We start from the raw sequence: 12,583 nt of genomic DNA, 5'->3' as shown, positions 1-12,583 counted from the left end.
TCCTTTGGATATCGCCTTCAAAGCTCAAGTCTTCATTTTTGTAATACGGAAAGGGTTACAATGACAGATCCACATGTTTTCCTTTGTACGGATGCTCCGCAGGTTTGACTTGCTCCGACATCTGGATCGTCTCCTGCTCCCGGGAACCCCCTTCGTGCTCTCCATTACTAGATTGACCGTCTCGTACACCTGTATGTGTTGTTTCTTCCATCGCTTCACTGCGCTGTCTTGCCTCTTCTGCTTCCTTGGCCGTTTGCACTGCCAGTAAATTCTGGTCCGTGACCGGCCGCTGCTGATATTCGCTCTGATACCGACCGGCTTCACTTGTTCGTGGTACTGCAATCTGCAACTCTACTGCCTTAAAACTCATACGCTCACCTCACGGTTTCGAATGGTTTTTTACCTGTGCCTGATGCTGTACTTAAACGAATGGAGTCATCGTAATGTCCCCGTCATAATAATAAAATGAAATTCTACTCACAGGATCTTTAATAAATTTGGTGTATCTGCCGATAACTATCTTAGAGCCTCCGTAAATCATCTTGAGAATATCCACCCGGGCTCTGCTCGTATCTTCCAATACTTTTTCAATTTCGAATATACGTGACTTGGTTTCCTCATTAAGACGAAGTGCCGACTTTTGTGTAGCCGTAAGCTTAACTCGCATAGCCATTTTGTCAGGACTCAGTTGTCCAGCAGCAGCTAATTGATCCAGCAGTACCAATGCTTTTTTCGTTTTGTCTAATGAATCCATCTGTTCCCTGAGCCCTTTACGCAATTCACTCAGTTCGTTACGCAATTTGGGTAGAACACCAACTTCAATCGAAGTTACTGTCGACATGCTGTTCCCCACAATTCGAGCTGAAACATTCTCACCGGCTTGAATGGATCCACCAACAATAAGGCCTTTGGTGCCGGCACAGATCACGCTCCTGCCTGCACGGATATTGGAATGCATAATGCTTTGAGAGACGAGAACATCTTCACCTGCATCTACGTTACCTTCCTGAATAAAGGTGCATTTGACATTGTGACCCGCCTGAACAAGCCCTTTGTTATATCCGATAATACCACCAGTGATCTCAACAGAGCCCCCTGCTTCTAGCTCTGCGCCTTCGACACCGCCGACAACGCGAATGTCACCCGCTGCTTTTATTTTAAAACCAGTCAGTACATTGCCGCGTATGACCACCGTACCTACAAAATCAATATTACCTATATTGTAATCTACATCGCCATTAATTTCGTATACCGGGAATACATTCAGTTTGTTCCCTTCCGTTTTGGTCACGAGTCCATCCAAGGCGGCATACATTGCAGATCCATCCGGATTAATAACAACATTTTTCCCCACTTTAAATCGTGCGTCTTTCCCTGGTCGAAAAGGAATTTCCTCACCAGTAACGGCCTGGCCTACTGAGCCATCCACTGGAGGAATGCGCTCGGCAATGATTTGACCTGATTTTACATTATTCAACCGAGTTACTTCTTTGTAATCCACCTTGCCATCTTCCGCTTCCAGAGGCCGCCGTTCACTCGCATCGTCCATGCCAACCAATACCTTGATGTACCCGTCTGTTCCAGGAACAGCCGCGATGCCTTCGGCGATCTTCAACTGCGTATTCATATATGTTTCAGGTTGATTCACAAACACGACAAGTGCCTCACGCAGCACACCATACTTAATGCCCTGACCCGCAATAAACTGTTCCAGGTCATCCAGCGTGCAGTTGAAACCTTCTTCCTGCTTGGAAAACTCAAGGTAGGCCGTACTTTTATCTTCCGATAAAACAACGCTAAGGCATTGTTCCAAAGCAATTCGCTGTGTCAATGCAGTTCTTCCTCCTTTTCGACTTTCCACTCCCCGAAATCCGTGTAATCAAGCTTTCTATTAATCTTTGCGCATTAACAGATCCTTCTGTTTTTCGAGCGTACCACGGAGTCTCAAAATGGCTTTGGAATGCAGCTGCGATATACGCGATGGTGAAAGAGACATCACTTCAGCGATTTCACTAAGCGATAAGTCTTCATAATACAAGAGGGAAACTACCGTTCTCTCTTTAACTGTCAGCTTATCGAGTCCCTGAACCAAAGCATCCTTCAAATAAAACTCGTTCACTTTGTAATCTGGATTTTTGGCCTTTTCATCGACCATTAAAGAAAGACGAGTCTCTGACTCTTCTTCCCGAATCGGGTCTTCAAGAGAGCACAGTGACATTACCGCCACTTCCTGGAGCATATGTTGGAAGTCCTTAGTCGACACGTCAAGATACTGACTCATTTCTTCATCACTTACTGACCGTAGATAGGTTTGCTCCAGCTGCTGATAAGCATCTTCGATTCGTTTAGCCTTTTCTCGCACGGAACGGGGAACCCAGTCTCCTTGACGCAAACCATCCAGGATCGCTCCACGAACTCGCCATGAGGCGTACGTCTCAAATTGAAGACCTCGTTCATAGTCGAATTTCTCAAGAGCATCGATTAGTCCCATGACGCCGTTGCTCTCCAGATCATCTTTTGGGACATTTTTGGGTAATCCGACAGCCAAACGACCGGATACATAATTCACAATGTGAAGATATTTCTCAATTAAAGCTTTTTTGGCTTCAAGATCTCCGTGTTCTTTCCACTTTTCCCACAGATCTGCATGGTTCAAATGTGAAGCTTTACGCTCGTCCAATTGCTTTCACCCTCCTTATTTGTCTGTCAGGTGACGAACGGCCTGCGCCAATTCTTCCGGATCCTTGGTCCGGACCAGTTTAGGCGGATCCAATGGGGCGAAACCCGTTGGAGCTTTCGTCTCGGATGGCGGAATCTCTTCCCCAGAGGAGGCGTTCTGTCCATTCTTGAGCAAGTCGTTTAGCTCTTGTCCATCGTCTTCGAGTTTAATGTCAACCTGCGAACCTCTCATTTCTGGACCAATTTGGGGATCATAATCGAAACCCTTACTTCCTGCGGACGGGGTCAGCAGCAACCCCAGCCCCCAGCGCAAACCAAAAGCAAGGGCGTACCAGGCTACGAATCCAATTAACCCGCGAATTAAACTGGTCATCAACAAATTGCTGCTGTATGCTACAAAAAAAGTCAGAATAAATCCGACTATGCCTGCTCCAAGATTAATGCGGTAGTTTCCTATCATAGTTTTATAATTCCTTTACACCCATTTGTACACTTCTAATATTTAAAATCCCTGTTTCACAGTCCATTTCAATGGTCCGGCCATAATTTCCACCAGTGTCTTCAGCTAGAAGAGGAATATTAAGCTTTTGCAACCATTCCCGGCAAGATTCCGCATTCCTCGGCCCAATACGCATGGTATCTCCAGCTCCTGAAAAAGCAAACATCTGAGCACCACCTGCCATTTTGGACACGATACGTGAACGAGATGCACCGAGTTTTAACATCTTTTCTAATAACTCAGGCAACGCCGTATCGGCATATTTAGCTGTGTTCAATTTTCCTTCTCTTGCAATCTCTGAAGAAGGAAGCATCACATGCGCCATTCCAGCCAGCTTCAAATGCGGATCATACATCGTTAACCCCACACAAGAACCAAGCCCTGTCGTGCGGATTATGCCAGGAAGGTGAGCAATGTTCAAATCCGCCATACCGACTTTAACGACGCTTTTTTCTTCAATCATGATCCAGAGGCACCCCTAAAGATTCAAATATCTTGGCAAATGACAATGGATCGGGAATCAGGAAAAATTGACCTTCCACCTGATCTTCTCCTTCGAAGAACGATGTGTCAATCAAAAGTGCATCGTCTCCCATTTCGCCAAATTGCAGCAGCCCATAGCTGAGTATTGCCCCTGCCATGTCAATGGCAAGTCCGGGAACCGTTGGATACATCGACAGTTTGGTGAAATCTGCAAGTGATGAAAGATATGATCCAGCCAGAATATTACCGATTTCCGATAACGCAGACTGTTCCATATCCGTAAACATGAGGCCGTCTTTCAGATCAAAACCAGCAAGCCGGTTTAGCAGCATTTTGGCGGCTTCCGGGGTCATCATGAAGAACAGATTACCTGGCGCCTCGCCTTCAACACGTAAAAAGACAGTCACCACGATTCGTTCGTCCCCGCCCACTTTTTCAGCTACTTCTTCAAAAGGGAGCATCTGTACTGTCGGCACGCCCATGTCAATCGGTCTATTTAGAAGTTGAGACAACGCCGTTGCGGCGTTGCCTGCTCCAATGTTACCGACCTCTTTGAGCACATCCATTTGGAATCCCTCAAATCGGTTGAACATCTCCACGTGTTAGCCCTCGACACTTTCCAGCTGTACAACTTCGCTTTTATTCAATACTTCATGCAGATTAAGCATGATCAACAAACGCTCATTTTCCAATTTAGCCACTCCGCGCAGATATCTCGCTTTGACTCCACCCACTACTTCCGGCGGACTATCAATTGCGCTGCTCTTAATGTCAATTACGTCATTGGCTGCGTCAACGATGAATCCAACCTGCATGTCACCTACAGCTACAATGACAATTCGAGTTTGATCCGTATATTCTGTTTCTGGCAGAGAGAAACGACCACGCAAGTCGATAACAGGGATAACAACCCCGCGAAGATTAATAACCCCTTTTACGAAGGAAAATGTCTTAGGGACACGAGTAATCGGCATCATGCGTTCAATCGTCTGAACTTTATCAACCTCAATACCGTATTCTTCAGATCCTAGTTTAAAGACGATGACTTTCAATTCTTCCATGAATAAAACCTCCCTATAAGTGTAAGGCTTAATTGCTTATTTAATAAATGCGTTAGGGTCAACGATGAGAGCTACTTGTCCATCTCCCAGGATGGTTGCTCCGGAGATTCCTTCAATGGAAGGAAGATAGGTTCCCATTGATTTGAGAACAATTTCGCTCTGTCCGATAAACTCTTCCACAGAAACCGCTGCTAGACGATCTCCTTTGCGGATGACAACGATTTCTGTTTCCGACTCATCCTCATCATTGAAATCAGGTACGCCAAACACTTCGTTTAGCGACAAGTACGGAATGAGGGACTCACGGAACGTAATCATTTTATTACCATGAATATTACGAACTTGTTCACGCTGCACAATGGCCGTCTCCACGATGGAGGACAACGGAATTGCATATTTCTCGGAACCAACTCGTACAAGCATTGCAGCGATAATTGACAACGTCAATGGCAGTTGAACCGAGAAATTAGTGCCTTTGCCTGGTGTGGAATGAATGGTTACATTACCGCCAAGTGAAGTGATTTTGGATTTTACAACGTCCAAACCTACTCCGCGACCAGAGATATCCGAGATTTTGTCAGCTGTACTGAAACCAGGAGCGAATAAAAGCTGATTAACTTCATCGTCGCTCATCTTCGCACCCTGTTCTTCCGTCACGACACCGCGTTTAATGGCTGTTTGTAAAAGCTTCTCACGATAAATTCCTTTGCCGTCATCTTCAATTTCAATGAAAACATGGTTGCCACTGTGGAAAGCTCGAAGGTTAACTGTGCCCATTTCCGGTTTTCCGGCAGCAACACGTTCTGCGATTGATTCGACACCGTGGTCCACAGCGTTACGCAGCAAATGCACCAATGGGTCACCGATCTCGTCAATGACAGTACGATCCAATTCCGTTTCAGCACCGGTAATGACGAGGTCAATTTTTTTATCCAAAGTTTTGGCTAGGTCACGAATCATTCGTGGGAACCGGTTAAATACGGTATCTACAGGTACCATGCGCAGCTTGAGAACGATATTTTGCAGGTCTGAGCTGACTCTGCTGAGATGAGCCACGGTATCGGATAGATCATTATTACCCGTTTCACTTGCTAACTGCTCCAGACGCGACCGATCAATCAGCAATTCGCTGAATAAATTCATCAGTACATCCAATCGCTCAATATCCACTCGGATCGTACGCGAAGGTGCGGCTGCCTGTTTCGTTGGTGCAGCAGGTTTGGCTGCTGGTTTTTCTTCTGTTTTAACCGCAGTTGCGATCTCTTGTGATACAGCTGTTGCTATGGCGACTGTTTCAGCTTCAACTGCTGCCGCAGCCTGATTGGTCATCTGCTGAAGAGTTTCTTGATCCAGCTGAATGACTTTGGCACTTTCTATCTCTGAAATGCTTAATATGCTTTTTTCCAGTTCCTGCGCTTCTTTGGTTGTTATGTAATACAACGAGAAACTGCGCTCAAACTTCTCCTGCTCAATATCCTGAACCGTAGGGAAAGACTTCACAACTTCACCCGAACGCTCCAAGAGATCAAAGACCATGTAGGCACGTACACCTTTCAGCTGGCTATCCTCACTAACAAGCACATCAATGTAGAAAACTCGATGCCCTTCCGCGATAGACTGGTCCAGAACAGAATATTGGAATTCGTCCAGATCAACAGCCGATGAAATGGTTTCTACCGGCTTAGCCGTTGTTGTAGCAGCTGGAGTTTCACCACCTGTCCATTCACCACTTTCAATAGCTTGAAGGGAAGCGACAATTGCGGAAACATCGGCTTTACCTTCTCCACCACTGGTAATATCCTGAACCATGGATTCAAGCGCGTCCAAACTCTTAAACAGAGTATCAAAAATATAGTCCTGCATTTTCAATTTCTCATTACGCACAAGATCTAACACATTCTCCATTTTGTGTGTCAATGATGCCAAATCCTCAAAGCCCATTGTTGCGGCCATACCTTTCAAAGTATGAGCAGAGCGGAAGATGACTTGGACTATACCCAGATCCTCCGGATTGCCTTCGAGTTGAAGCATGTTGTCGTTAAGGGATTGCAGATGATCATTAGACTCATCAATAAACATGGATAAGTATTGGTTCATGTCCATTGTGAGGCACCTCCTCCATGAGTTACACTCCGTTTATTTCACTGCTTGAACAAGTTTTGGGGCGATCTCCTGCAAAGGCAGAAGATGACGTACGCATTGCAGCTCTACAGCAGAACGCGGCATTCCATACACCACACAGGTCTCTTCATTTTCCGCAAAGGTAGACGTTACACCCGCTTCATACAGCTTCTTCATCATTCTCGCTCCATCACTGCCCATACCGGTCAGCAAAACCAAATGCCGCTGAAGCGACGTAAAAGGCAATAAGGACTCAAACATCGTATCCACTGAAGGCCGATGGCCATTCACCGGATGTTGCTCCGTAAGCTTCAGAATATACTTTCCATCGGTTGCTTTACTTACGACGATGTGATATCCACCAGGAGCGATATAAGCAGAACCTTTCTTGAGAACCATACCTTCTTCAGCCTCAACGACATGCAACGGACTGAAGGTATTCAGCCGTTGTGCCAGAGACCTTGTAAAATTGGGCGGCATGTGCTGCACAATGATGACAGGTGCAGGCAAATCAGCAGGCAGTTCCTCAAGCAAAGTTTTAAGGGCCCTTGGACCTCCCGTAGAGCAGCCAATTGCGACAATTTTGTTGAATGCACTATCAGTCCCCGTTACTGCTTTTGTTAGTGGTTGACTTGAGGTTGCAGCCGTTTGCTCCATTGCTGCCCGTATTGGCTCAGCATTCCGCAACTCCTTTGGAGTATGAAGGGGCTTAATAGGTTTAGACACCTTAGCTTCTCTTGTATTAGGAACACGATCTGGGCTCTTTGCAGCTTCCAGTTTTTTGTCTGGCCGCTCTTTTTTCTGATCCGCCATCGGCATGTTTCGCTGCAGCACTTTGGACTGGGGTCGCTCACTTGGTTCACTATTTGGCCTTGTAACTGGCTGAACAGGATCAATCTTTTTGTGAGCGGGTTCTCTGCGAACTTGTGCAGGAGCATCACGCTTTACTCGCTGAGATTGACGCAAGAGATGTTCCTGGATCTCTTTCGTCTGTTTCAAGGATTCCTCACGCTCTGCTTTTCGCTTGATTTCGTTCATGGCCGCCCGCATCCGCTCGACGAGGGCCTTGCCTACTTGAGCAATATCCTGATCATGTGAAATGGAAGGCTTGCGTATAAAATCAAAGGCTCCTGCCTCAAGCGCCATGATGGTTTCCTTCATACCTTGTTCATTGATACCTGATAGCATAATTACAGGCACCGTTGACTTCTGCATGATCGACTTCAGTGCATCCAGCCCGTTCATCTCAGGCATTTCTACATCCATCGTAATTACATCAGGCTTTAAATCCACTGCTTTTTCAATTGCTTCCCTGCCGGTTGAAGCTGTGGCCGCAACTTTGAATTCCGGGTCAGCTTCAATTAAATCCGTGACAATTTTGCGCATAAAAGCGGAATCATCGACAACCAATACTTGATACACCGCCATGTTTTGTCCACCTCTGTTTCCTTTTTTCAAGAATCATGTTGTCTTCCTGAGCCACTTTTTCATAAATCCCCTGATTCCTGTCAAGGTTCCGGCTTCGTTAACCCCAGGTTCAGCCAAATAGCGAAGGGCGAGTCGCTGTATGTCTCTGGAAGCCTTTGAATGGGGATAAGCCAAGCTGTAGGGCACTTGTCTCTTCACCGCTTTAACAACATTCGGATCTTCTGAAACATACCCAAGCAGGGGGATATCCGTTTGCAAAAAACGCTTGGCTACTCCTGCTATTTTGTCCGCCACCTGTTCCGACTCCTGTTCATTTTCAACACGGTTAACGATCATCCGAAAAGGTGTAGCATTTTCCTGACCATGCATCACTTTAACCAGTGCATATGCATCTGTTATGGAAGTGGGTTCAGGTGTAGTTACAATCATACATTCGTCAGCTACACCAATAAACTTCATATTCTCGCGGGAGAGCCCTGCTCCAGTATCAAATATGACATAATCCATTTCCTGCGCAACCATTTCCACTTGCTCTGCAAAGAATTCCAAATCACGGTCCGACAACGAAAATAACTCTTTCATGCCAGATCCACCGGCAATGTAAGGTAGTCCGTTCGCACCAAGCTGAATGATTTCCTGTATGGACTTCTGCCGATACAATAAATGATACAGATTATAGGGAGATGAAGTCCCCATAAGGACATCAATATTGGCCATACCGATATCTGCGTCAAATACGAGTACCTTCCTGCCCAGCGTTTGCAGCGCAAGGGCAAAGTTCAACGTGAAATTGGATTTCCCTACCCCACCTTTGCCGCTGGCAATCGTTAAGATTTTTGAGGAGCGGCCACTGGGCTGGGTTTTGTCCAATCCGCTCGGTGCTGACACCAAACTTCGAAGAGAGGCTGCCTGGTCCTTCATTTTGCGAGTTCTCCCAGCAATTGTTTAGTCAATGAAATCGGATCTGGTTTGAGCAAGTCATCCGGAACATTCTGTCCATTGGTCACATAGGCAAGTTTCAACGGGAAGTGATGCAGCAGATTAATCATTGGACCACAAGTGCCCGTTTCGTCCATCTTGGTGAAAATGATTTTATCCAACCCATACTTGCTGAAATGTTCGGTAATTTCAAACATGTCCGCGCTTTTGGATGTCATGCTCATGACGAGAAAGGTTTCACTGTTCTCTACTGGTGCAAGCAGGCTTTGCAACTCAGAAACGAGCAATTCGTTTCTATAATTTCTTCCTGCAGTATCCATGAAGATCAGGTCACAATCCTGCAAACGAGATATGGCTCGTTGTGTATCTCCTGGAGACTGTACAACCTCAAGTGGAACATTCAAAATGGAAGCGTACGTTCTAAGTTGTTCTACTGCTGATATACGGTACGTATCCGATGTAATGAATCCAACTTTCCGATGATGCTTAAACATCTGCTCAGCCGCCAGTTTGGCAATGGTTGTTGTTTTCCCCACACCTGTAGGTCCAGCAACATAAACAATACGAGTGCCAGGCAATATCCCCGCATCGATACGTTCCTCCAGAAACATTAAAATCTGTTTCTGAACGGTTTGAACAATCTCAGTTTCGTCCAGCTCTTTAGCATTCAACTGCGTCTGAACCGTTTCAAACCATGACTCAAAAACTTCCGTCCGCACCTCTTGATTACTCAGCCGCTCTCTAAGAAAAAGAAACGCTTCAGGTACAGGGTCAGCCAATTCATTCTGTCTAGATAATTGAGTCATCATCTTTTTGAGTTCTTTCAGTTCAGACATCAGTTCTTGTTGGCCCTGTTTGTTTGGTTCTTGCACGGCAGGAGACGATGAACCCGAAAAATCCGCCCCTTCCGGTCGCGGTTTATAATCCGTGCTTGACTCAAATTTACCGCGCGCTCTATTTGAATCAATGTTCATCGATTCAGCATGAGCAGCGGTTTCCTTACGTTTTTCATCGGCGTGTTGCTCAACAACCTGGGCAGCCGATTCCGATTCACTCGCTTCGTTCACAAATGAACGAGCCGTCTGCCTGTACGCTTCAGGAACATACGAACGAGGCACTGACGCAACTTGGTTCTGCATCTGTTTCTTGGCTTCTTTTTTATCTTCCTCTTCAACCGCAGCTACAACTTCAATTCTCTTTTTGCGAAACATTCCCATCATTCCGCCCACCTTAATTTCTTTGGTGGACAGAATGACAGCGTTACTTCCCAGGTCTTTCCGAATTTGAAGCATAGCTTCGGGCATGGTCTCAACAATATATTGTTTTACTCTCATAAGTTCACCACTCCGACACTTTGGATTTCAACATTCGGTTCCAACTCACTATAGGAAAGCACCGGTATGTCCTGCATGGTACGTTCAATGACTTGACGCAGGTACATACGAATAGTTGGAGAAGTTAATACAACAGGTTGTTGACCTGATTGGATTAATCGATTGACCTGCTCGGTCAATTTTTGATACACACTTTGTGTAGAAGCAGGATCCAGTGCAAGGTAACTTCCTTGATCGGATTGTTGTACACTTTCGGCAATTTTCTTTTCCAATCCAGGCCCAACGGTAATCACTCTAAGAGTTTCACCTTTTTGGGAGAACTGTTGGGTAATTTGACGGGAAAGCGATTGTCTTACGTACTCTGTCAGAACATCAGGGTCTTTGGTATACGTCCCGTAGTCAGCCAGTGTCTCGAAGATTGTAACCATATCCCGGATGGAGATTTTCTCGCGCAGAAGTTTTGCCAGCACTTTCTGTACATCCCCAATGCCCAAAACCGATGGAATCAGTTCATCGACAAGTGCAGCATAGTTCTCTCTGAGATTGTCCACAAGCGCCTTCGTCTCTTGTCGGCCGAGAAGCTCATGTGCGTGTTTCTTAATCAGTTCCGTCAGATGGGTAGCCACCACGGATGGCGGATCCACAACGGTGTAACCAGCAAGCTCAGCTCGGTCTTTGGTCACTTCGTCGATCCATAGAGCAGGAAGGCCAAAAGCCGGTTCCGTAGTTTCAATTCCTGTCACAGATTCTTCTTCGTACCCAGGGCTCATAGCCAGATAATGATTAAGCAGCAATTCACCGCCACCCACCACATTACCCTTGATCTTAATAACATACTCATTAGGTCTCAATTGAATATTGTCTCGAATCCGAATGACAGGGACAACGAGCCCTAATTCAAGCGCACATTGCCTACGTATCATAATAATCCGATCCAGTAGATCTCCGCCCTGCTGGTTATCGGCCAGAGGAATCAAACCGTAACCAAACTCGAACTCGATTGGATCAACCTGAAGCAAGTTAATTACACTTTCTGGACTTCTAACCTCTTCGATCTGTTGTTCCTCCTCCATCTGTTCTTCTGCCTCTTGTTTGGATTTCAGCGTATTTTGCATCCTCCATGCGGCAAAAGCCAGTATACCTGCCAAAGGTATGGTCGTAATGGCGTGAATTGGAGTGAAGAAACCAAGCATTGCTATTACAAAAGCTACAATATATATGAGCGTCGGGTATGTAAACAACTGCCCCGTAATATCATCTGCCAAGTTACCTTCGGATGACGCTCTAGTGACGATAAGACCCGCTGCTGTAGAAATCAGAAGTGCAGGAATCTGACTGACCAATCCATCCCCGATTGTTAATACAGAGTAGGTGGACAACGCATCTGCAAATGAGAAACCATGTACGGTCATACCGATAATAAATCCACCAATGAGATTGATTAGCAAGATGATAATACTCGCGATCGCGTCTCCTTTTACGAATTTACTCGCACCGTCCATTGCACCGTAGAAGTCAGCCTCTCTCTCAATTTTGGAACGTCGCTCACGGGCCTGTTGTTCATTGATCAAGCCTGCATTTAAGTCCGCATCAATACTCATCTGTTTACCAGGCATCGCATCGAGTGTAAACCGTGCTGCTACTTCAGCTACACGTTCCGAACCCTTGGTGATAACGATAAACTGAACAACGACCAGTATGAGGAAGACGATGAAACCAATAGCAATTTGACCGCCTGCGATCCAGCTACCAAAGGTGGCTACGACAGACCCGGCGTCTCCTTCTCCAAGGATCAGCTTAGTTGTTGAAATATTTAATGCTAGGCGAAACAGTGTAGTAATCAACAATAATGCCGGAAAGATGGAGAATTGCAACGCTTCCTTGCTGTTCATCGCTACGAGCAATATCATCAATGCAAGTGAAATGTTGACAACAAGCAGCATGTCCAACAACCAGGTTGGGATCGGGAGAATCATCATCAACACAATGCCAATGATACCCGCAAGGACAGCAATATCTTTTGTTTTCAATGAATGTAC

Annotated in this window: 12 protein-coding genes; all 12 read right to left on the bottom strand. The window is 45.8% G+C overall.

The genetic code is table 11. From position 1 onward, the window contains the following. Positions 1–55: 55 nt before the first annotated feature. From AC3RCI_RS11215 to flhA, 12 genes are read right to left on the bottom strand one after another with little or no spacing between them, the layout of a single operon-like run. A complete protein-coding gene (locus AC3RCI_RS11215; protein ID WP_127536244.1) occupies positions 56–370 on the bottom strand; it encodes a hypothetical protein in 315 nt (104 codons plus the stop codon). Positions 371–421: 51 nt separating this feature from the next. Further along, a complete protein-coding gene (locus AC3RCI_RS11210; RefSeq protein WP_336779639.1) occupies positions 422–1,831 on the bottom strand; it encodes a flagellar assembly protein A in 1,410 nt (469 codons plus the stop codon). A gap of 60 nt (positions 1,832–1,891) precedes the next feature. Then, the gene (locus tag AC3RCI_RS11205) at positions 1,892–2,680 is read right to left on the bottom strand and encodes a FliA/WhiG family RNA polymerase sigma factor (protein WP_095287807.1); all 789 of its coding nucleotides are present in this window, start codon (positions 2,678–2,680) and stop codon (positions 1,892–1,894) included. Positions 2,681–2,695: 15 nt separating this feature from the next. After that, a complete protein-coding gene (locus AC3RCI_RS11200) occupies positions 2,696–3,139 on the bottom strand; it encodes a hypothetical protein (protein ID WP_110822604.1) in 444 nt (147 codons plus the stop codon). Positions 3,140–3,143: 4 nt separating this feature from the next. Further along, positions 3,144–3,641, bottom strand: coding sequence for a chemotaxis protein CheD (locus AC3RCI_RS11195; protein ID WP_095287809.1), 498 nt, complete (start codon positions 3,639–3,641; stop codon positions 3,144–3,146). Then, a complete protein-coding gene (locus tag AC3RCI_RS11190; RefSeq protein WP_095358695.1) occupies positions 3,634–4,254 on the bottom strand; it encodes a chemotaxis protein CheC in 621 nt (206 codons plus the stop codon). Before AC3RCI_RS11190 ends, AC3RCI_RS11195 begins: the two co-directional genes overlap by 8 nt. Before the next feature lie 9 nt (positions 4,255–4,263). Next, the gene (locus AC3RCI_RS11185; protein WP_127536247.1) at positions 4,264–4,722 is read right to left on the bottom strand and encodes a chemotaxis protein CheW; all 459 of its coding nucleotides are present in this window, start codon (positions 4,720–4,722) and stop codon (positions 4,264–4,266) included. Between the two features lie 36 nt (positions 4,723–4,758). Next, positions 4,759–6,825 carry a chemotaxis protein CheW gene (locus AC3RCI_RS11180; protein ID WP_354485394.1) on the bottom strand — a complete coding sequence of 689 codons (2,067 nt, stop codon included), beginning with the start codon at positions 6,823–6,825 and terminating at the stop codon, positions 4,759–4,761. Between the two features lie 33 nt (positions 6,826–6,858). After that, complete coding sequence (locus AC3RCI_RS11175) at positions 6,859–8,271, bottom strand: protein-glutamate methylesterase/protein-glutamine glutaminase (protein ID WP_492528993.1); 1,413 nt, start codon at positions 8,269–8,271, stop codon at positions 6,859–6,861. 33 nt (positions 8,272–8,304) lie between these two features. After that, complete coding sequence (locus tag AC3RCI_RS11170) at positions 8,305–9,192, bottom strand: MinD/ParA family protein (RefSeq protein ID WP_492528991.1); 888 nt, start codon at positions 9,190–9,192, stop codon at positions 8,305–8,307. Further along, a complete protein-coding gene (gene flhF / locus AC3RCI_RS11165) occupies positions 9,189–10,544 on the bottom strand; it encodes a flagellar biosynthesis GTPase FlhF (RefSeq protein WP_492528989.1) in 1,356 nt (451 codons plus the stop codon). The genes AC3RCI_RS11170 and flhF overlap by 4 nt, the downstream gene beginning before the upstream one ends. After that, positions 10,541–12,574: a flagellar biosynthesis protein FlhA gene (gene flhA, locus AC3RCI_RS11160; RefSeq protein WP_336779634.1), complete on the bottom strand. Its 2,034-nt coding sequence runs from the start codon at positions 12,572–12,574 to the stop codon at positions 10,541–10,543. The genes flhF and flhA overlap by 4 nt, the downstream gene beginning before the upstream one ends. Positions 12,575–12,583: the final 9 nt, after the last annotated feature.

This window comes from Paenibacillus sp. MT124, from assembly GCF_058792755.1.
Note: the sequence above shows the minus strand (reverse complement) of the source record. Positions and strands in the feature narration are given on the sequence as shown.